At 69.0% G+C, this 20,984-nt stretch carries 16 protein-coding genes, 1 tRNA gene and 1 pseudogene; 7 read left to right on the plus strand and 11 right to left on the minus strand.

All coding sequences use genetic code 11. The features are described from left to right. Positions 1 to 13: 13 nt before the first annotated feature. The 5 genes from kdpC to C8E83_RS17660 all read right to left on the minus strand — a co-directional run bounded on the left by kdpC (position 14) and on the right by C8E83_RS17660 (position 6,009). Positions 14 to 631: a potassium-transporting ATPase subunit KdpC gene (gene kdpC, locus C8E83_RS17640; protein WP_121371391.1), complete on the minus strand. Its 618-nt coding sequence runs from the start codon at positions 629 to 631 to the stop codon at positions 14 to 16. A gap of 8 nt (positions 632 to 639) precedes the next feature. Beyond that, positions 640 to 2,805 carry a potassium-transporting ATPase subunit KdpB gene (gene kdpB, locus C8E83_RS17645; protein WP_121371392.1) on the minus strand — a complete coding sequence of 722 codons (2,166 nt, stop codon included), beginning with the start codon at positions 2,803 to 2,805 and terminating at the stop codon, positions 640 to 642. Then, a complete protein-coding gene (kdpA, locus tag C8E83_RS17650) occupies positions 2,805 to 4,481 on the minus strand; it encodes a potassium-transporting ATPase subunit KdpA (RefSeq protein WP_121371393.1) in 1,677 nt (558 codons plus the stop codon). The genes kdpB and kdpA overlap by 1 nt, the downstream gene beginning before the upstream one ends. Next, complete coding sequence (gene kdpF, locus C8E83_RS17655) at positions 4,481 to 4,570, minus strand: K(+)-transporting ATPase subunit F (protein WP_121371989.1); 90 nt, start codon at positions 4,568 to 4,570, stop codon at positions 4,481 to 4,483. The genes kdpA and kdpF overlap by 1 nt, the downstream gene beginning before the upstream one ends. A gap of 134 nt (positions 4,571 to 4,704) precedes the next feature. Beyond that, positions 4,705 to 6,009, minus strand: a complete 1,305-nt coding sequence (locus tag C8E83_RS17660; RefSeq protein WP_121371394.1) for a hypothetical protein — start codon at positions 6,007 to 6,009, stop codon at positions 4,705 to 4,707. Between the two features lie 218 nt (positions 6,010 to 6,227). Here C8E83_RS17660 and C8E83_RS17665 point away from each other — a divergent pair, with 218 nt between their 5' ends. Continuing rightward, on the plus strand, positions 6,228 to 7,394 hold the full coding sequence (locus C8E83_RS17665) for a VIT1/CCC1 transporter family protein (RefSeq protein ID WP_121371395.1): 1,167 nt from the start codon (positions 6,228 to 6,230) through the stop codon (positions 7,392 to 7,394). A 69-nt stretch (positions 7,395 to 7,463) separates the two neighbouring features. Here C8E83_RS17665 and C8E83_RS17670 read toward each other — a convergent pair whose 3' ends face one another. Continuing rightward, positions 7,464 to 8,315, minus strand: a complete 852-nt coding sequence (locus tag C8E83_RS17670; protein ID WP_170159998.1) for a phosphatase PAP2 family protein — start codon at positions 8,313 to 8,315, stop codon at positions 7,464 to 7,466. A gap of 188 nt (positions 8,316 to 8,503) precedes the next feature. On the opposite strand from C8E83_RS17670, the gene C8E83_RS17675 reads away from it, so the two are divergent. The 3 genes and pseudogenes from C8E83_RS17675 to C8E83_RS17685 form a co-directional block, all read left to right on the plus strand. Continuing rightward, positions 8,504 to 9,457: a helix-turn-helix transcriptional regulator gene (locus C8E83_RS17675; protein ID WP_121371397.1), complete on the plus strand. Its 954-nt coding sequence runs from the start codon at positions 8,504 to 8,506 to the stop codon at positions 9,455 to 9,457. 94 nt (positions 9,458 to 9,551) lie between these two features. Beyond that, a tRNA-Arg gene (locus C8E83_RS17680) sits at positions 9,552 to 9,624 on the plus strand. A gap of 525 nt (positions 9,625 to 10,149) precedes the next feature. After that, positions 10,150 to 10,705, plus strand: a pseudogene (locus tag C8E83_RS17685) (IS3 family transposase); the annotation flags it as partial. A gap of 93 nt (positions 10,706 to 10,798) precedes the next feature. Here the strand turns inward: C8E83_RS17685 and C8E83_RS17690 are convergent. Further along, positions 10,799 to 11,170 carry a hypothetical protein gene (locus C8E83_RS17690; protein ID WP_147430237.1) on the minus strand — a complete coding sequence of 124 codons (372 nt, stop codon included), beginning with the start codon at positions 11,168 to 11,170 and terminating at the stop codon, positions 10,799 to 10,801. A 335-nt stretch (positions 11,171 to 11,505) separates the two neighbouring features. Further along, the gene (locus C8E83_RS17695; RefSeq protein WP_121371399.1) at positions 11,506 to 11,904 is read right to left on the minus strand and encodes a hypothetical protein; all 399 of its coding nucleotides are present in this window, start codon (positions 11,902 to 11,904) and stop codon (positions 11,506 to 11,508) included. 1,973 nt (positions 11,905 to 13,877) lie between these two features. Between C8E83_RS17695 and C8E83_RS19970 the strand changes: the two genes are divergently transcribed. After that, positions 13,878 to 14,378: an MmyB family transcriptional regulator gene (locus tag C8E83_RS19970; RefSeq protein ID WP_245981803.1), complete on the plus strand. Its 501-nt coding sequence runs from the start codon at positions 13,878 to 13,880 to the stop codon at positions 14,376 to 14,378. Between the two features lie 191 nt (positions 14,379 to 14,569). Here C8E83_RS19970 and C8E83_RS17705 read toward each other — a convergent pair whose 3' ends face one another. The 3 genes from C8E83_RS17705 to C8E83_RS17715 are packed head-to-tail and all read right to left on the minus strand — an operon-like array spanning position 14,570 to position 18,179. Beyond that, positions 14,570 to 16,084, minus strand: coding sequence for a xylulokinase (locus tag C8E83_RS17705; protein WP_121371400.1), 1,515 nt, complete (start codon positions 16,082 to 16,084; stop codon positions 14,570 to 14,572). Further along, a complete protein-coding gene (locus tag C8E83_RS17710; protein WP_121371401.1) occupies positions 16,081 to 17,169 on the minus strand; it encodes an NAD(P)H-dependent glycerol-3-phosphate dehydrogenase in 1,089 nt (362 codons plus the stop codon). Before C8E83_RS17710 ends, C8E83_RS17705 begins: the two co-directional genes overlap by 4 nt. A 29-nt stretch (positions 17,170 to 17,198) precedes the next feature. Further along, the gene (locus C8E83_RS17715; protein WP_121371402.1) at positions 17,199 to 18,179 is read right to left on the minus strand and encodes an aldo/keto reductase; all 981 of its coding nucleotides are present in this window, start codon (positions 18,177 to 18,179) and stop codon (positions 17,199 to 17,201) included. A 138-nt stretch (positions 18,180 to 18,317) separates the two neighbouring features. Here C8E83_RS17715 and C8E83_RS17720 point away from each other — a divergent pair, with 138 nt between their 5' ends. Next, positions 18,318 to 19,346: a LacI family DNA-binding transcriptional regulator gene (locus C8E83_RS17720; protein ID WP_121371990.1), complete on the plus strand. Its 1,029-nt coding sequence runs from the start codon at positions 18,318 to 18,320 to the stop codon at positions 19,344 to 19,346. A gap of 254 nt (positions 19,347 to 19,600) precedes the next feature. After that, a complete protein-coding gene (locus C8E83_RS17725; protein ID WP_121371403.1) occupies positions 19,601 to 20,971 on the plus strand; it encodes an ABC transporter substrate-binding protein in 1,371 nt (456 codons plus the stop codon). The last annotated feature ends 13 nt before the right edge of the window (positions 20,972 to 20,984 follow it).

Below are 20,984 nucleotides of genomic sequence, written 5' to 3' on the forward strand. Positions count from 1 at the left end.
TGACGACACGGCACTACTCCTTCGACGACAGTTGGGCGAGCGCGATGTTCAGCTCGAGCACGTTGACCGTGCGCTCACCAAGGTATCCGGCCTCGCGGCCCTCGATGCGGCTCTCCACCAATCTGTGGACAACCGCCTCGGAGAGCGCCCTCACCCGGGCGATCCGGGCGACCTGGTCGAGGGCGTACGCGGGGCTGATGTCGGGGTCGAGGCCCGAACCCGAGGCCGTGAGGGCGTCGACCGGCACGGCCGCCGGCGAGATCCCGTCGGCGGCGGCGACGGCCGCGCGGCGGGCCTTCACGGCGGCGATCAGGTCGGCATTCGAGGGGCCGAGGTTGCTGGCCGAGGAGGCGGAGGCGTCGTAGCCGCCCCCTGATCCTGCGGCCGAGGGCCTCGACTGGAACCACTGGGGCAGCGGCTTGCCCGACTTCGAGGTGAAGGCCTGGCCGATCAGCGAGGAGCCGACGACGCGGCCGTCGGCCGACACGGTCGAGCCGTGCGCCTGGGCCGGGGCGATCACCTCGGCGATGCCGGTGACGAGCGCGGTGTAGGCGACGCCGAGCACGACGGTGAAGACGAGCATGGCGCGGAGGGCGACCCACCACTGGCGGGCGAGGGAGCGGGTGTTCATGAGACTCCTCAGAATCCGGGGATGAGGCTGACGACGAGGTCGATGAGCTTGATGCCCGCGAACGGAGCGACGATGCCGCCGAGCCCGTAGACGAGCAGGTTGCGGGTCAGGATCGACGAGGCCGACGCGGCGCGGTACCGCACGCCCCGCAGAGCCAGCGGGATGAGCGCGACGATGACCAGCGCGTTGAAGACGACCGCCGACAGGATCGCCGAGGCGGGCGAGTGCAGCTGCATGATGTTGAGCAGCCCGAGGCCGGGGAAGATGCCCGCGAACATCGCCGGGATGATGGCGAAGTACTTCGCCACGTCGTTCGCGATCGAGAACGTGGTGAGCGCGCCGCGGGTGATGAGCAGCTGCTTGCCGATCCTGACGATGTCGATGAGCTTGGTCGGGTCGGAGTCGAGGTCGACCATGTTGCCGGCCTCCTTCGCCGCCGAGGTGCCGGTATTCATCGCCACGCCGACGTCGGCCTGAGCGAGGGCCGGCGCGTCGTTCGTGCCGTCGCCGGTCATGGCGACGAGCGAGCCGCCCTCCTGCTCCCGCCGGATCAGCGCCAGCTTGTCCTCCGGGGTGGCCTCGGCCAGGAAGTCGTCGACGCCCGCCTCCGCCGCGATCGCCCGCGCGGTGAGCGGGTTGTCTCCCGTGATCATCACCGTGCGGATGCCCATCGCGCGCAGCTCGGCGAATCGGTCGCGCAGGCCGGTCTTCACGACGTCCTTGAGGTGGACGACGCCCAGGATCCGCGGGCCCGCCACGGGCGACGACGTCGCGACGACGAGGGGCGTGCCACCGCTGTTCGAGATCGACGTCACCGCGCGATCGAGTTCGTCGCGCTCCTGCCCCGTGAGCGGTCGCACCGACTCCACCCAGGCGATCACGGCTCCGGCGGCGCCCTTGCGGACGGTGCCGCCGTCGGGGAAGTCGACGCCGCTCATGCGCGTCTGGGCCGTGAACGGCACGATCTCGCCGACGCTCGTCGACGGGACTGTGAAGTCGCGCCGCACGGCGAGGTCGACGATCGACTTGCCCTCGGGCGTCGCGTCGGCGAGCGACGACAGCGCGGCCGCCTCGATCAGCGACGCCTCGTCGACGCCGCTCAGCGCCTCGAATGACGCGGCCTGCCGGTTGCCGTAGGTGATGGTCCCGGTCTTGTCGAGCAGGAGCGTCGTCACGTCGCCGGCCGCCTCGACCGCGCGACCCGACATCGCGAGCACGTTCCGCTGCACCAGGCGGTCCATGCCGGCGATGCCGATCGCGCTGAGCAGCGCGCCGATCGTCGTCGGGATCAGGCACACGAGCAGGGCGATGAGCACCGGCACCGACACGGCCGCGTTCGAGTAGGCCGCCACCGGGTCGATGATCAGCACGACCACGACGAAGACGATCGACAGCGACGCGAGCAGGATGTTCAGCGCGATCTCGTTCGGCGTCTTCTGCCGGGCCGCGCCCTCGACCAGCGCGATCATGCGGTCGACGAACGTCTCGCCGGGCTTCGACGTGATGGCGACGACGATGCGGTCCGAGAGCACGCGGGTGCCGCCTGTGACCGCCGACCGGTCGCCGCCCGACTCGCGGATCACCGGGGCCGACTCGCCCGTGATCGCCGACTCGTCGACCGAGGCGATGCCCCACACGATGTCGCCGTCGCCGGGGATCAGCTCGCCCGCGGTCACCACGACGGTGTCGCCCAGCCGCAGCTCGGCCGACGAGACGGTCTCGACGGGGGTCGAGAGGGCCGCAGGATCCCCGGACCCGGCGTACCGGCGGACGCGCGACGCCGAGGTCGACGTCCGCGTCTTCCGGAGGCTCTCGGCCTGCGCCTTGCCGCGCCCCTCCGCGACGGCCTCCGCGAGGTTGGCGAACACGACGGTCAGCCACAGCCAGATCGCGATCGCCCAGGTGAACGAGCCCGGCACGGCCGAGCCGCCCGACGACCCGCCGCCGCCCCTGCTGTCCGAAGAAATCAGCGGCGCGGCGATCGCGAGCACGGTCGCGTAGGCGGCGCCGACCTCGACGATGAACATGACCGGGTTCCGCCACATCGAGCGGGGGGAGAGCTTGCGCAGGGCGCCCGGGAGGGCCTCCACGAGCTGGGCGGCGGTGAACGCGCGGCGTGCGGGCGAGGAGGCTTCGGGATCCTGCGCCCTGGTGTCGGTGACGGTGGTGGACATTACTTGAGCCCTTCGGCGAGCGGCCCCAGTGCGAGCACGGGGAAGTAGGTGAGTGCGGTGACGATGAGCGAGACGCCCAGCAGCAGGAGGACGAACTGCGTGCCGTGGGTCGGGAGGGTCCCGGCGGTGGCGGGCACCCGCTCCTGCGAAGCCATGGAGCCGGCCAGGGCGAGCACGAGCGCGATCGGCACGAAGCGGCCGAGGAGCATGACCACCGCGAGTGACAGGTTCATCCACGGGGTGTTCGCGGTGAGTCCGCCGAACGCCGACCCGTTGTTGTTGGCGGCGGAGGTGAAGGCGTAGAGCACCTCGGTGAAGCCGTGGATGCCGGGGTTGAAGATGCTCGTCTTCTCGACGCTGGTGCGGACGCCCGGAAGCGCGAAGCTCAGCGCGGTGCCGGCGAGGGCCAGCGTCGGCGTGACCAGGATGTAGATCGACGAGAGCGTGATTTCCCGCGCCCGGATCTTCTTGCCGAGGTACTCCGGCGTCCGCCCCACGAGCAGCCCGGCGATGAAGACCGTGATGATCGCCAGCACCAGCAGCCCGTAGAGGCCGGCGCCGATGCCGCCCGGCGCGATCTCGCCGAGCATCATGTTGATCAGCGCCATCATGCCGCCGAGCGGGGTGAGCGAGTCGTGGGCGGCGTCGACGGCGCCGGTCGAGGTCGTGGTGGTGGTCGTCGCGAACAGCGTCGACGACCAGATGCCGAAGCGCTGCTCTTTGCCCTCCATCGCCCCGCCCGCGAGCCTCGTCGCCGTTCCGGCGCCCGACAGCTCGAACCAGGTCATGAGCGCGAGCGACGCGGCGAAGAGCGTGCCCATCACGGCCAGGATCGCGTGCCCCTGGCGCCGATCGCCGACCATCAGGCCGAACGTGCGCGGCAGCGAGAACGGGATCGCCAGCATGAGGACGATCTCGAACAGGTTGGTGAAGGCGTTCGGGTTCTCGAACGGGTGCGCCGAGTTGGCGTTGAAGAAGCCGCCGCCGTTGTTGCCGAGCTCTTTGATCGCCTCCTGCGACGCGACCGGCCCGCCGGGGATCGTGGCCGAACCGCCGGTGAGCGTGGTCACGTGCGTGAATCCGTCGACGTTCTGGATCACGCCCGACACGACCAGCACCACGGCGGCCACGAGAGACAGGGGCAGCAGGAGCCGAGAGACCCCGCGGGTCAGATCGACCCAGAAGTTGCCGAGCGTGCCGGTCTTCACGCGGGCGATGCCCCGCACCAGCGCGATCGCGACGGCGAGGCCGACGGCGGCCGAGACGAAGTTCTGCACGACGAGCCCGGCGAGCTGGACACTGTAGCCGAGGGTGGTCTCAGGGCTGTACGACTGCCAGTTCGTGTTGGTGACGAACGACGCCGCCGTGTTGAACGCGAGGGCGGAGGGCACGCGGGGCAGGCCGAGCGAGTACGGCAGCACGGCCTGGAGCTCCTGCAGACCGAAGACGAAGACGACGCCGACGGCCGAGAAGACGAGGACGGCCCGGAGGTAGGCGCGCCACGTCTGCTCGCTCGACGCGTCGACCCCGACGAGGCGGTAGAACCACCGCTCGGGGGCCCAGTCGCGCGCGGAACGGAACATCCACGCCATGTACGCGCCGAGAGGACGGTGCACGACGACGAGCACGAGGGCCAGGGTCGCGATCTGCAGGAGCCCGGCGAGAGTGTCGCTCATCAGAACTTCTCCGGCCTGATGAGCGCGACCACGAGATAGACGAGCGCGGCGACTCCGAGGGCGGCCGCGAGGAGGTTGAAGACGATCACGGCCACGAGCCTGGCGCGCGAAAGGGCCCCCGTCGGGAGCCTTGACGACTTCCCTACGGGGGCCCGGGTGGAACTAACGCGTTCCTAACGCTCGGTGCGCACTGCGCGTGCTCCGCGCCTGCGTCCTCGCTTCGCTACGCGTCGAAGCGGGCGCGGCGGCGACGCGCCACGACCATGAGGCCGGCACCGACGAGCAGCAGCAGGCCGCCGCCGATCGTGGCGGGCACGGCGTCCTGCGAGCCGGTGAAGGCCAGGGTCTGCGTGCCGCCCGTCGAGGCGGGCACGATGGCCGCGGCCGGCGCCGCGAGCGTGAACTCGACCGGGCCGCCGATGGTGATCAGCGGGTCGCCATTCTCGTTGACGGCGGCCGAGCCGGTGCCGTCGTCGACCTGCGACACCACGATGAAGGTGTAGTCGTCGGCGGGAAGGCCGCTCGCGGTGACCGTCCAGGTGCCGCTGGCGCCCACGGGCAGGAACGTGCCGGTCGGGTCGGTGGCCTTCGGCTCGACGACGTTCGAGTCGGCCTTCGCGGCGCTCATCATGCGCGACGCCGAGGCGGTCGAGCCGCCCAGCTGGGAGTTGAAGTCGGCGGTCGTGTCGAGGATCACGAGGACCTCGGAGCCCGGGGTGGCCGTGCCGGAGAACGTGACCGACTTGCCGGTCAGCTTCGCGCCGGCGGTGGGGGCGGTGATGCCGGGGTCGCCGAGGACGGCGAAGTCGGCCGTCGCGACCCGGACGCTCGTCGTTCCGGCGACGGAGACCGAGTAGTCGCCGCCGGGGGCGTCCGCGGGCAGCACGAGCTGAGTGGTGTAGTCGCCGTTGGCGTCGGCCGTCGCGGTCGGTGCGGTGGTCGGCGTGACGACCTTCGTTCCCGTGCCGACGACCAGCGTGATCGGCTCGTTAGCCGCGAAGCCGGTCCCCGACACGGCGATGCCGGTGTCGCTGGCGTCGTCGACCGTGGTGGCGGTGACGTCGGTCGTGACCTTGGCGAGGCCGGCGCTCGGGGCGACGGCGAAGTCGAAGGTGACGGGGAACGAGGCGTCGACGGTCGTGCCGTCGGCGTTGATCTCCTGGACCGTGGCGCTCACGTGCTTGGTACCCGCGGCGAGGCCGGGGAAGGTGACGTCGGCGTTCCAGTTGCCCGAGGCGACGGCGTAGTTCGCGACCGTCGCGGCCAGGACCGGGCTGTCGGCGCCGTCGTTGTAGCTGACCGCCAGCGTGTCGCCCGTGATCGCGCCGGTACCGGCGAAGTCGACGACGTCGGTCGTGTCCGGCAGCGACGGCACAGCCGAGGCGCCGGGCGCCGGCGTCGTGACCGTGAACACCGGCAGCGGCACCGGCGCCGCGTTGGCGGCCCCGGCCGTGAACAGGGCCCCGCCGAGGGCGAGGCAGAGGGCGGCGGGCACGGCGATCGCGGTGCGCGCGGAGATGTTCTTCACGGGTGTCCTTCGGGTTGCGGTGAGTGCGCTTTGCAGCGTGTTCCGACTCACCGGCTCCGGAGACGCCCCCCGACCGTCGATGGGAACTCGACGATCAGGTGCACCGTATCAACAACCTGAGGGATCACCAAGATCTTTCACAATGCGCAACGGCCAATGGCCCCCGAACGGGGTGCGCCGCCGTTGGTAGCCTGGTCTCTCACCGATCAGGAGCACGCATGACGGCCACCCCGCCCGCCGACGCCCGCAGCGACCCGCGTCGCGAGCCGACCGAGCAAGACCTCCGTCGCTGGCGTCGCTACCTCGCCGACGAGAAGGCCGAGGGCGCCGTCTACCGCGACCTCGCCCGTCGCCGCACCGGCGAAGAGAAGGCGATCCTCCTGTCGCTCGCCGAGGCCGAGGGGCGTCACGAGCAGCACTGGCGCGACCTGCTGGGCGACCGCGTGGGGCGACCGGTCGGCACCGACCTGCGCACGCGCATCCTGGGCCTGCTCGCCCGCCGCTTCGGGTCGATCTTCGTGCTGGCGCTCGTGCAGAGCGCCGAGGGGCGCTCGCCGTACGCGACCGACGCCGACGCGACCGAGGCGATGGCGGCCGACGAGCGGATCCACGGGGAGGTCGTCCGAGGGCTCGCCGAACGCGGCCGGTCGCGGCTCTCCGGGTCGTTCCGCGCGGCGGTGTTCGGCGCGAACGACGGTCTCGTGTCGAACCTCGCGCTGATCCTGGGCGTCAGCGCCACCGGCGTCTCTCACTCGATCGTGCTGTTCACCGGCATCTCGGGCCTTCTCGCCGGGGCTCTCTCGATGGGCGCGGGCGAGTACGTCAGCGTCACCTCGCAGCGCGAGCTGCTCGCCGCGTCGGCGCCCGACCCCGAGGCGCAGACCGTGCTGCCCGACCTCGACGTCGACGCGAACGAGCTGGCTCTGGTCTACCGGGCGCGCGGCATGGAGGCCTCCGAGGCCGACGAGCACGCCCGCGAGGTCCTGGCGGCCCTGCAGGTGCGAACAGGGTCGATTCCGGTGCAGGACGCCAAGGCCCTCCTCACCTCGCCGCTCGTCTCGCCCCCCGACGCCGTGGCCGCCGAATCCGCCGCCGTCGACGAGCACGAGGCGATCGGCTCGGGTTTCGCTGCCGCGTTCTCGAGCTTCCTCTGCTTCGCGTCGGGCGCCGTCGTGCCGCTGATCCCGATCCTGTTCGGGGCCTCGGGTCTCGTCGCCGTGATCGTCGCCGCCGTGCTCGTCGGGCTCGCGCTCGTCGGCACCGGCGCGGTCGCCGGCCTGCTGTCGGGCACCTCGCCGCTGCGCGGGGCGCTCCGTCAGCTCGCGATCGGGTACGGCGCGGCGGCGGTCACGTACGCGCTCGGTCTGCTGTTCGAGGCGCGGTAGGTCGGGCCGGGCGGGTGTCGCCGATCCTGCGCCCGCCTGCTCGCCGATCTGGCCGCGGGCCGCAGGAGCTCAGATGGTGCGGTCGAGCTTCCACGCCAGCCACGAGGTGGCCAGCACCACGCCCGCCGAGAGCAGCCTCGCGCCGGTGAGCACCCCGGGCCCCGTCGCCATCGACACGGTGAGGTCGCTGCCGATGCCGATCGAGAAGATCGCGCCCGCCGCGGCGAGCGTGGCGACCGTCGCGAGGCCGAGGAGGCCCGACACGAAGCCGTGACGGCGGCGGCCGACGGTGTCGCGGGGGTCGCGCGACCAGACCGCGGCGCCGCTGCGCACGATCGCGAGCCACAGCATCGAGACCGCGCAGGCGCCGCAGACGTCGCTGACGCGGTGCCAGCCGTAGGCGACGGTCTGCTCGGCGACGACCGCGGCGAAGACCGTGCCGACCAGCATGATGAACGGCTTGAGGTGGCGGCCGAACGCGGTGGCGAGGCCGAGCACGCCGACGACGGCGATGGTGACGTGCCCGCTGGGGAAGCTGTTGCTGAGGGTCAGCGACGTGAGCTCGGGGCGCGGCGCGATCGCCTTGATGATCTGCGAGGTCGCGATGGCGCCGACGATGAGGATGCCCGACTGTGCGGCCGCACCGGGCCGCCGGCGAAGGAAGGCGATGGCGACCACGATGCCCACCACGACGAGGACGGCCGGGATCGAGATCGCGTCGAGCGCCTTGCCGTGGCCGAGCAGAGTGCGGCCGTCGACCGAGCGGAGAATGGAGTCCTCGATCTCCTGCCCCGGCTTCGTGAGCACGGCGACGGTGTAGACCCCGCCGAGGGCGATCACGCTGGCCACACTCGTGAGAACCCAGCGGGTCGGCACCTGCCGGCGGACAGCCGTCGGGGCGGTCACGGTGCTGGCATTCACCGTCATATCCAATCGCATCGCTCCTGACGATTGGCCGAAGCCTGCCCGCCAATGATCGGTGAAGCCGATCCACAGGATCGACACAGCGGCGGCGGAACGGGTGGTTGCGGGTGGTCTTCGGGGCACCCACCCTGCGGAGACAGGATGTCGCGCGGGTGGCCGCCGACGGGTGTGGGACGATACGACACGTGTCACCCGCACTTCCCGCCTCCGGCTTCCGTCGAGTGCGGTACTCGGGCGACCAGGGCACCTCGTACCGGACCGTCTTCGAGCGCGAGTACGGCGGCACCGGCCTCAGCCCGGTCGACGACTCGTCGACGGACTTCGTCTACACGATCATCGGCGACGACGACGTCTCGCTGCGCACCCTCGACACCGGCCGCTACCGCCGCACCGGCACCATCGGGGCGCGCCCCGACCACGTGGTGTTCTGGCTCCTGCGCGGCACCCTTACCATGGACTTCGGCGACCGCGTCGCCCAGGTGACGCCCGGCGCCGCCTGGATCTGCTCGGCCTCGGCCGCGTACCGCTTCGAGGCGGCAGACACCCTCTACAACAGCGTGCACGTGCGCGACGGATTCCTCCGGGAGGTCGCCGCCGAGCTCGGCATCGAGATCCCGCCCGGCGAACTCGTCTTCGAGCAGCAGGACGACCGCATCGCCGGCCTCGCTCCGCTCCGCACGCTCATGAAGGAGGTCGCCGGCACCTTCGGCGACCCGTCGCTGCCCGCCGACGAGCGTCGAGAGCTGGACGCCAGGATCGCCGAGGCCGTCCTCGAAGTGTTCCCCGTCCGCGTGGGCGGCACCGCGATCGGGGCGTCCGGCCGTCTGCGCGACGCCGTCTCGTTCGTCGAGGCCCACGCCGCCGACGAGATCACCCTGTCGGACATCGCCGACGCGGCAGGGCTGAGCGACCGCGGGGTGCAGCAGCTGTTCAAGCGGAACCTCGGCACGACGCCGATGTCGTACCTCCGCGACGTCCGGCTCGATCGGGTGCGGCAGGAGATCCTGTTCTCGCCCGACAGCCCCGTCGGCGGCATCGCGAAGGCCTGGCGGCTCAACCACCTCGGGCGCTTCGCCTCCGAGTACCGGCGGCGCTTCGGCGAGCTGCCGACCGAGACGGTGCGGTCGCGGGATTCGTAGGCTTGCCCGTTGTCTCTGGCCTCGTCCTCGATTCGCGGCCGGGCCCGAGCTCGTGTAAGGTTTCTCGTGGCCATTCGGCCGGTCAACAACCTGCGCGCTCGTAGCTCAACGGATAGAGCATCTGACTACGGATCAGAAGGTTGGGGGTTCGAGTCCCTTCGAGCGCACGTATCTACTGGGATGGGCTTCGCTTCGGCGGGGCCTATTCGTCGTTTTCCAGTCTCGGTCGACAATTAGTCGATAAAAAGTGAGTGACTCCCACCAGAATTTTGCCGCGTGGCGCGCGACAATCTGGTTCGAATGCGCGGCGGTCAGGCATCTCCACGCGTGAGATTTAGTGTCTCGAGGCACGGGGGATCAGAAAGTGGTCGGCGATACTTGACGAGTTCGTGTCAGAGCCGGCCTGCCTAAGGTCGCGCTACTCATGGTGGAGGAATCGCCTCGATGGCGTCCTTCGTGGTCGCGCCTCCTCGATCGATGTTCGCACGGGTGGAAGAGGCGCGATCGAGTAAGTTCGGGTCGCTCTTGGAGCACTCGATCCATGACACGAGCGCATCCTGTATCTCTTCCGTCACGCTCCGATCGTCAAGCTGGGCAATGACGTCCGGCTGGCCTCACAGGTCGTTCGAAAGGGCTGCTGTCGGTTCGGTTGACTCCTGCGCGGTGGGGATTTCGGTTCTCACGGGAGGATGGATGATCTCGTGCTCCGCGACTTCTCCGCGACGCGACTGGACGAGTTGTGGCTGACCGACATTACCGAGCACTGGACGGACCATCACCGAGCACTGGACCGACGAAGGCAAGCTCTACCTCTGCGCGATCAAGGAAGTCTGCTCGAACCGGATCGTGGGCTACTCGATCGATTCGAGGATGACCGCCGAGCTGGCCGTCGCGGCCCTTCGGAACGCTGTCGCGCTTCGAGAGCCCGTCGGGACGAAGGTGCACTCGGACAGAGGCTCGCAATTTCAGTCCAGGAAGTTCGTGGAGCAGTTGAAGGAATTCGGGATCACGGGGGCGATGGGCCGGGTCGGCGCCTGCGCCGACAATGCGGCGATGGAGTCGTTCTTCTCGCTCCTGCAGAAGAACGTTCTGAACCGGCAGCGGTGGCGTTCGCGGCGGGAACTGCGGCTGGCGATCGTGACCTGGATCGAGCGGACCTATCACCGCAGAAGACGGCAACGCCGACTCGCCCGGCTCACCCCGATCGAGTTCGACATAACCAACTCACAGGCCGCTCACGCGGCGTGAAAGCCCGTAACAAGACGAGTCAACTTAATGGACAGCAGTCCCCTGCGAGAGACGGCAGAAGATCGGTCCATCGCCCGGTGCTGAGGGTTTCGGTCAGGTTGCCGTGGCTCGAATCACGATGAGAACGGAGACACCGGTGAGAGCGGCCAGTACGACGAGTGCGCCTGCGGAGAACCAGGTTCCCGGTCGTCCTTTGCGGAAGTTTCGGCTGGCCAGGATCAAGCCTGCGAGAACTGCTGCTAGACCGCCGATGAGGGGAAGCGCAACACTCACGTAGAAGCCCGTGTCGGTGCATTGATTGTTCGCCGGCCGATCGGAGCACTGCGTGTAGAGGTCGAGGTTAAGGCCGAAGATCTGCACGGTCGAGATGAGGACCCCGACGAAGCCGACGGCTGTCAAGATCGTAAAGGCGGCGTGATCGCGACGAGATGCTGTCGAAGGCGAGGGCGCCTTTGTTCGGCTCACCGGCGGTTCCTTCGCATTTCTCGATCGTTGTCCACAGCGGTCACGAGGTCCGGTCAGCTGGCGCGGCACCAGTTGCTGATGAAGTCACCGCCCGAGAGGCTGTCCGGATGAGCGATGCTGGCGACTGCGATCACGGCAGTCCTGAATCTCATTCGCGTCATCGCGAATCCCCCTCAAGATCCCGACCCCCCGATGATGCCGATGAGGCACATTCAATACCCTCGCTGGGGAGGTAGACGACTCCCCCGAAGGGGGGCGTGACGCACGCGGCTGGGGACGCAAAAGGCCCTCGCCTCATGTGAGGCGGGGGCCAAGTGCGTGGAGAGGGCGACTCGTTAGCGGCGTCGGAAGTACCCGTTGACGCCGACGAACATGAGGATGGTGGCGACGATGACGGCCACGCCGCCGATCCAGCCGAACGCGTTGCCGCCGGAGGCCGCGCCGACGCCGACGCCGATCACCTGAAGGATCGCGAGGACGAGGAGCACGATGCGGGCCCAGTTGCGTCCGTCGCGCATGCGAAAGACGATGATGACCTCGATCACGGCGAGGATGAACGCGAAGACCGCCCCGCCGATGAAGACCGGCCCGACACTTTGGGCGGCCGCGGCGCTCGAGTGGTTGCTCGCCAGGCTGATGATGCCCTGCAGGATGTTTGCCAGGACGACGACGAGCCAGATGATGAATGAGACGGTGACGGTGGTCGGTCTGCCGGAGGTGGTGGAGGTCGACATGTCGATCCTTTCTTTGAGGCCGCTGGGTAGCGGAACTAGAGAAAGCGAACCACGTTCGAGCCCATCCGTCCGGCCGAGCGACGCTCAGGGGAAAGCGCGGCCCCTGACGACAGGAGCGAGGCGCGCTGTCGTGGGGGCATGCGCCTCGCTCCCCGGGAGCATCGCCACACGATGGCGGCCCTACCTCCGTTCAGGAGGTCCGTAGAACTTAGCCGTTCGCGCCTGAACGCCGCTCACGCGGATCGCAATCCGGATGCGAGGCGTCGTGTTCACGAGGCTTTGGAGTGGGAGCGAGACGCTGCTGGGGATGCGCGTCTCGCTCCCGGGGGCCGCCAATCCGGCTCGGCCCAGCTCGCGATCACAACGAGCAAGTCGGACGGTACGCCAGGGGATCAGCTGGGTTGCACAGAGAAGGCCCGGAGTTGGACCTGACGCCACTCCGGGCCTGCCGGTGAAAACGCCAACACCAGCACGATCAGGCTAGACGTGCTTGGTTCTCGTGAGGCGTGTCGCAGTCGCGATGCGCACTCGTCCTTCGCTTGCCCCTGAAGCAGCGATTGCCAGCGCAGCAATTGTCACCAAAGTAACGGCGTGAAAGCCGGCCCGGGAGCCTAGCGGAGGACAAGCCCGGGCCGGCGTCAGCGATGTCCGGTCCCTGACGGAGCCACGCTACGTCTTCTTCGCGACTAGGCGTCCTGCCGGTATCCACGGTGCGAAGTGGCCCGGCCGGATTGTGACGAAGCGGCCGGGCCTGCTGCCCGACCTCACGCACATGCCTGCGTCTGCGGGACCGGGTAGCTGCGTGCATGGTAAGCCGCTCGGGCGGAGATGGGCCGCGTCGTCGGCGCCTCGGATCAGGGAGACTGCTTCGACGCGGCCCGGCGCTAAGTAACCAGCTGAGCGTCAAGGTGACGATACTCGTGTGCTGACAGAGGGTCATGTCCCCCTCTTCGGGTCAAGTCATGAATCTGAGAGGCCCATCCATGAGGGAGTGTGCCTATGGTGGTCGTGTTCCCGGGGATGGGGGTCAGCGTCCCGGGATGCTCCCGCAATTTATGCCCGCCGGTCTCACCACCCGGCTCGGGCCACGCAGGGGGCGGGCCCCCACCTTGACGCACACCAAGGTGGGGGCGTCCAAACCTACGTCGACCTGGCTGAACATCGAAGATCAGACAGTTTCTACAGTCAAGAGGACCTCGCCGCGACTCGTCCGGGACCTCGAGATGGCATCTGCCCTCACCGTTACCGGCTGCACTGTCGCTCGCCGTGGCAATGACGATCTCGACGAGTACTACCTCAAGGGCGGCGAGCGGCATTCACTAATTTGCCGGTTGGAGGAGTCAGCCCCGCCCTCTGCGGTCGTCTGCGGAGTCGTCCTGATCGAGAAGACGTGACCAGCGCAACGCCTGACATACGAGAAAGGCGGCGGGGCCTCCATGAGGTCCCCGCCGCCGCACGCGCATACCCGAAATGCACGTCCCAAGTCGCTTCACCCAAAAGCGACGTGAACATCGTTGTACCACGCTCAGATAGCTAGACGCTCAAAATAAGTGAGGGCGCTGCCAAGTTCGGGTCAAGGCAGCGCCCTACCGACAACCAGCCCTGTCTGCGCTGCCGTGGCGGGGTGGGAATCGCCTCCGGACACGATAGGCCGATTCCGAGCCGCGCCACAAAGATTGTCACCTACCACTCAGAGGTGCCCCAGCACCCGTAAGAGGGTCTCTCGATTTCTGGCCCACGGACGACTCTTGAACGGTCGGGGGTGGTTCCCTGATGCAAAACCCGGGGCTTACCTCGGCAGCATCACCCGGTAGGTTGCCCGGGAAGGTCTTCACCGTCGCCTTCGAGAGTGGCGGCGGTGAGACCCAGCTCGACCATGACACGCGACGGGAAGAGGTAGCGGCCCTCAGCCAGATGTCGCCCGACCACTACGCGCGACTCGAGCGCGGCGCGGCCCCCAGCCGTCGGAGCAGATGCTCGCATCCATCCCGCAGGGGCGCCACCTCAGCGTGCCCGAGGCGATCATCTGCTCGTGCTCGCCGGCTACCGGCCACCGGCGCCCCCCGAGCGACCATGTCGGGCCCGGCCTCTCCCGGATCCTCGACCGGCTCGCCGACACGCCCGCGGAGATCCTCTCGGAACTCGGCGTGCCCCTGCGGAAGACCAGGCTCGGGGTGGCGCTGACGGAAGACTGCGCGCATTTCGCCGGCCAGGAGCGCAGCGTCGTGTACCGATGGATCACCGATCCTGCGAGCCGGAGCCCCTACGCCGAGAGCGAGCACGCGTTCCTGTCACGGCTGCGGGTGTCGGGCCTGCGGGATGTCGCCGTGCGGCGCGGGCCCGGGTCGCGAGCCGCTCGGATCGTCGACGAGTTGCTGACTCGCAGCGACGAGTTCCGTCGCGTCTGGTCACGCCAGGAATTCGGGCTCTGGCCGCGGAGCGTGAAGCGTTTCGTGCACCCCGAGGTGGGCTAGCTCGACCTCGAATGCCAGGCCCTCATCGACCCGGAACACTCGCAGTACCTTCTCGTGTACACGGCGGCTCCCGGAGCGAGAGCGCCTGCGCCTGCTCTCGGTGATCGGGGCGCAGACAATCGGCTGAAGTCGTGCTGGGGCCGCACCGGATCCGGTCGACTGCCCGGTATCGAGGGCCTCCACACCGTGGTTCAGTCGTCATCGCGGAAGCGGGCGAGCGACGCGAAGGCGTCCTTGAGGCTGGGATACAGCGAACGGTAGACGTCGAACAGGTCGTCGTAGCTGCCTCGGGCCGACGCATCGGGCACGAAGGTCTTCGTCGAGTGGGTCATCCGGTTCGCGATGTCGCCGAGGTCGCTCTGCCCGTCGAGGTTCACCGCCGCCGCCGCGAGGACGCCCGCGCCCAGTGCGACCGTCTCGACCTCCGACGCCAGGTCGATTTCACGCTGGAGGACGTCGGCGAAGATCTGGACGAGCGTCTCCGACCGCGACGCGCCGCCCATCGCGATCAGGTGCGTGGGCGAGGCCCCGGTGTCGGCTTCGATGAGGCCGAGGAGAAGACGCGTCTCGAGGGCGAGCCCCTCGAAGGTGGCGCGGGCCATCTCGGCCGCCCCGTGGTAATCGCCGAGGCCGACGAACGCGGCGCGCGCGTGGGCGTCCCAGTACGGCGTCTCGGCACTCGTGAGATACGGCAGGAACAGCAGGCCGTGGGCTCCGGGCGGCACCTCGTGCGCCATGCGCGAGAGCGCCTCGTTGCCCTCGGCCGTGTCGGGAAGCCCTGTGATGGCGTCGCGCAACCACGCCAGCGAGAGGGCACCGGAGGCGATCAGCCCCTCGAAGGTGTAGCTGCCGGCCCGGGGCGACGACAGAGTCCGGTAGCTGCGCGACGTCCGGTACGCGTCCCCGTGCACGCCGAGCGTCAGCGACGTGCCGAGGCTCAGGTATGCCCGGTCTGCCGAGAGGACGCCCGCCCCGAGACCCGCCGACTGGCCGTCGCCCGCTCCGGCGACGACCGGGAGCCCCGCCGGCAGGCCGGTCTCCACGGCAACGGCGTCGGAGACTCGGCCGATGACACTCCCGGGTGCGGCCAGCGCGGGCAGCTGCGCGGTCGACAGGCCGGTCATCGCGACCAGCTCGTCCGACCATTCGAACGTCGACATGTCGACCAGCGACATGGGGTCGGCGCTCGCCGCCGAGGTGACGAACTCGCCCGTCAGCCTCCACACCAGATACCCGTGGACGTCGACGGCCATCGCCGTGCGAGCGATCGTGTCGGGCTCGTTCTCGCGCAGCCAGATCATCTTGTAGAGGCTCGGGGTCGTGCTCGGCGGCTTGCCCGACAGGGCGTGGACCTCGTCGGTGCCGTACGCCTCGATCTGGCCTCCGGCCCGCGTGTCGAGCCACAGCATGGCGGGCCGGATCTCGCGGCCCTCGGCGTCGAGACACACGAACGTCTCCCGCTGATGCGCGATGCTGATGGCCACGGGAACGCCTGCGCCCGCCGCGTTCAGCTGTCCCATCACGTCCCGGGCGGTCGACCGGAGCGCGTCCCACCAGTCGTCCGACGACTGCTCGCCCCAGCCCGGATGGGGCGACCGACGGTCGAGCGGCGCACGGCTGCTGGCGACGGCCGTCCCGTCGGCGTCGAAGGCGACCGCCTTCACGCCCGTCGTCGAGGCGTCTACTCCCAGCACGATCGGGCTCATCGGCGGGCCTCCGCGACGACGACCGGCGGCAGGGCGGCGGCGCTCAGCTCGGTCAAGGGATCCCCGGCTCCTGAGATCATGCGGTGGACCGCGTGGAGGAGCGGCAGCCGCGACTCGGCGTCGTCGAACAGCTGGGCCGCGAGCGCGACCGCGAGCCCGGCCGCGGGCACTCCCTCGACCGTCTGCTTCTCGGCGACCATCGTCTCGAGGGCGTCGTGGGCGGTCTGCCCGGCCCCGATGCGGCTTCCGTAGACCTTGTTGCGACCGGAGAGTCCGGTCACCTCGAGATCGCCCGTTCCGGCCAGGCCGTAGACGGTGTCGATCGATCCGCCGATCCCGCGCGCCACGATCGACATCTCGCGGACCGACTGCGCGAAGATCGCCGACTTCAGGTTGTGCCAGGGGTGCGACGTGGCGTCGGCGAGGCCGTCGGCGAATCCGAGCGCGATCGCGAACACGTTCTTCAGTGGCGCCGCGACCTCCAGCCCGAGATCGTCCGCGATCGGCTCGACGTGATACGAGTCGGTCTGGATCAGGGCGGCCACCGATCGCGCGACGTCGACGTCGCTGCAGCCGTAGACGGTCGCGGTGGGGCCCCCGGCGGCGACCTCGTTGGCCTTGCACGGGCCTCCCACGGCGACGATCGACGGAGCCGCGAGCTCCGCCTCCGAGAAGTGGCGTCGGATCGCATCGGGCAGGAGTCGGATGGCGCCCGACGGGTCCGCCAAGAACCCCTTGCTGGTCAGCCCGAGCACGCCGACCGTCGACAGCCACGGTGCGGCGCGGCGGACGACGGCGTCGACGCCCTCCGAGGCGACCGCCAGGAAGACGAGGTCGCTCCCGGTGAGGGCGGCTTCCAGCTCATCCGAGCGGAACAGCTGTGTGCCCTCCGCGACGTGCACGTCGGTGCGGGGATGCGGGGCACCGGCGGCGACGAGATCGAGGACGTCGTCGTCGAGCCAGGTGCCCCAGAGACGCACCGAGTGCCCTCGTTGGCGCAGCGGCGTCGCGAGCGCGGAGCCCATGGCTCCTGCACCCAGGATCGTGACGGTCGTGCCGGTGCTCGCCGGCGGGTTTCCAGGCATCGTGACTCCTTCGTCGTGATGCGGCGTGCCTACGCCGCCGGTGCCGAGAGCAGGCTCTCGATCGTGTCCATCTGTGTCGGCGAGAGGGCGCCCGCCGCCAGCACTCCGGCGTCGTCGACGACCTGGGCGACGGTGCGCATGCCGGGGATCGGGATGCACGCGGGGCTGCGGGCCAGGAGCCAGCCGAGCGCGCCCTGGGCGAGCGTCCGCCCGTCTTCGGTGAGGACACCGCGGATCCGCTCCAGACGGCCGAGCCGGTCGCCCTGCTCTCCGTCGAAGTCCCAGGAGCGGCGGACGTCCATGGCCGAGAACGTCGTCTCGCGCGACATCGACCCGGTCAGCAGCCCCATGCCCAGCGGGCTCCGGACGATGCTGGCGAGGCCGTTCCGCTCGCAGACCTCGAGGGTCGCGGCGTTCCCGCTCAGGATGTTGAACGCCTGCTGGATCGCCGCGCAGTGCGGGCTCCGCGCGATGTACTCGGCGCGCGCCGTGTCGTCGGTGCTCCAGCCGAAGGCGCAGATCTTGCCTTCGGCCACGAGCTCTTCGAGCGTCTCGATGACGTCGTCGACGTCGGCGATCTCGTGCTGGCCCAGATGGAACTGGTAGAGGTCGATGGCGTCGCGGCCGAGGCGCCCGAGGCTCGCCTCGCAGGCCTGCCGGATGTACGCGGGCGACGCGTCCGTTCCCGGCGACTCGCGGGTTTCCTCGTCGTACGTGTAACCGAACTTCGTCGCGACGACCACCCGATCGCCGAGCGGGCCGAGCACGCCGCCGAGCACCCGCTCGCTGTGGCCGCACCCGTAGACGTCGGCCGTGTCGAAGAACGTAATGCCGGCGTCGAGCGCGGCGTGGATCGCGGCCACGGATTCGTCGTCGTCGACCACGCCCCATCCGATTGGCTCGCCTCGGCGCCAGTGCGGGCCTCCCATGGCCCAGGAGCCGAGGCCCACGGCGCTCACGACGGGGCCGCCGCTGCCGAGGGTGCGAGGGGCGGCAGGCGATTGCGGCATTGCATTCTCCTTGAGAAACTTTCGCGAAATATGTCGCTCCATGATGAGCCTAGCCTTCGGAATGCGTTTCGCACGGAAGCGAGCGATTTTCGCGACCAACGGTCTCGCGGGGGGCCGGGCGGCTACTACAGTGTCGCCATGTCGGATGACCTTCTGACGCCCACGACAGGGCGAGTCACCCTCGCGGTGATCGCCGATCAGGCCGCCGTCTCAGTGTCGACGGTGTCGAAGGTTCTGAACGGCAAGGGCGGTGTCTCGGATCCTGTTCGCGCCCGCATCGAAGAGCTCCTACACGAGCACGGCTACAACCGCCGCATGCCCGCCGAGCCCGAGCGGCCGCTTATTGAGCTGGTCTTCTACGAGATGGAGACTCCAGGGGTCTACGAGGTGATCAAGGGTGCCGAGCACGTCGCGCGCGCGAACGGCCTGGGCCTCATCGTCACGCAGAGCGGCACCCGGGTGCACCCCGACGACCGCTGGATCTCCGACGTCGTGCGGCGGAAGCCGATCGGCGTGGTGCTCAATTGCTCCGACCTCACGGCATCACAGAAGAAGCAGCTCCGCACACGGAATATCCCGTTCGTGGTGCTCGACCCTGCCGGCAGCCCCGCCCCGGACGTGCCCTCGATCGGCTCCGCGAATTGGTCGGGTGGCCTTCTGGCGACGCAGCACCTCATCGAGCTGGGGCACCGCGACATCGGCATCATCACAGGGCCGGCCGAGATGATGTGTTCGCAGGCGCGAATCTCGGGGTATCGCTCCGCACTCGAGGCGGCCGCTATCCCATTCCGGCCGGAGTACCTCGTCCCCGGCGAGTTCCTCCAGAAAGACGGCATCGCGGGCGGGACGGCGCTCTTGTCCCTGCCGAACCCGCCCACCGCGATATTCGCGGGCAGCGACCTCCAGGCCCTGGGGGTGTACGAGGCCGCTCGGTCTAAGGGGCTCTCCATTCCCGATGACCTCTCAGTCGTCGGCTATGACGATCTGCCCCTCGCTGAGTGGGCGGGGCCACCGATGACAACGATTCGACAACCGATCGTCGAGATGGCAGAGCAGGCAACTAGCCTCGTTCTCCGGCTGAGCACGGGAAGCGCGCCCGAGCGAGTCCGCGTCGAATTGGCGACGGACCTCATCGTGCGCTCCAGCACGAAGCGCTTTTCGGGATAGCCCGCCAAAGAAGACCGCCCCACGCCGATGAGATCCCGGCTGGGGGCATTGGTTTTGCGCTGCGTTTGTACGAAACTTTCGCATAAAAAAGAGATTCTTGACAAGCTTTTTATCGCGCGGGTACCTTGCCAACCAGTCGCTAGTCGCAAGGCGATGCACCTGAGTTCCCGCAATTCCCTGGCAGTGTCGCCACGCAATCAGGCGGCACCAGGCACGGTCACAAAGCTGTGGCCGTCGACACTGGAGGAGAAATCATGTTCCGCAGTACACGGACGAAGCGTCTGGTTCGCCTGACCGCAGTCCTCGCCGCAGCGAGTGCGGCTGCGCTCGGTCTCGCCGGATGCAGCGGCTCCGGGGCGGGCAGCGCCGGGTCCGCCACCTCGGGCAACATCACGTGGTGGGGATGGACGCCGCAGCCCAACAACGCGAAGACCTACATCGCCGACTTCAACAAGAAGTACCCGAACATCCACGTGACCTACAAGCAGGTCACGATCGACGGCTGGAACGCCGCTCTGCGCCCAGCCCTGGCATCGTCGAACGGCCCGGACGTGTTCAACATCTCACCCGGCCAGTACATGACCGCGTTTGCCGGCTCGGCGATCGACCTGAAGCCCGCCGTCGAGAAGGCGCTCGGCAGCGACTGGAAATCGAAGTTGGCTCCGACCAACGTCACGGGACTGAGCACGTCAAGCGGGAAGCTCGCGGCAGTCTCGGCTGGATCGACCTCCGCCGGATCTCTGTGGATCAACGCCGACCTCTTCAAGAAGTACGACCTCCAGCCGCCGAAGACCCTCGCCGACTGGAAGAACGTCTGCTCGGTCTTCAAGTCGCACGGCGTCGGCTGCTTCGTGCAGGGCGTCGGCCAGGTCGCGTTCGACCAGGACACCCTCCAGTCGATCGCCGACAGCGTCCAGCCCGGCATGTGGACCAAGGCCACTCAGGGCAAGGTGAAGTGGACCGACCCGGTCTTCGTCAAGACGCTCGACATCTGGAAGTCGATGTTCAAAGACGGCATCTTCGAAGACGGGGCCCTGGGTGTGCAGCAGTACCCCGACGCGAGCAATGACTTCATGTCGCAGAAGTACGCGATGGTCATGATGGGTACGTGGTACATGCAGTACGCCACTCAGGACGGCATGTCGGCCGCGATCTCGGCGGCGGGCGTCGGCACCCCCGTCAAATTCCCGATCCTGCCCATCAGCTTCCCCGACGTCGCGGGCAAGGGGAACCCGGCGACGCTGTTCGGCGACTCCGACTACGGCCTGGCCGTCAACGCGAAGTCGAAGCAACAAGCGGCCGCGACCACCTTCGCCGTGTGGCTCGGAACGTCGAAGGCCGGACAGCAGGCGATCGCGGACGGCCTCAACGACATCCCGTCGCTCAAGGGCGTCAACGCGAACTGGGATGCGATCAAGCTCGTCGACCCGACGACGCAGAAGTCGGCACTAACCACCCTCACCCAGCAGGCCACCGCCTCGTCCGAGCCGCGACTCAGCACGGTGAGTGCGAACCTGCAGACGGCGATCGGTGTGGCAGCTACGACGGTGGCGGCGGGTAAGGCGACGCCGGCCCAGGCAGTCCAGACCCTGCAGACCGCGTCCACCTCGGCCGGGAGCAACTGACCGGCGACGTTCC

It is taken from the genome of Frondihabitans australicus, from assembly GCF_003634555.1.
Taxonomy (GTDB): Bacteria; Actinomycetota; Actinomycetes; order Actinomycetales; family Microbacteriaceae; genus Frondihabitans; species Frondihabitans australicus.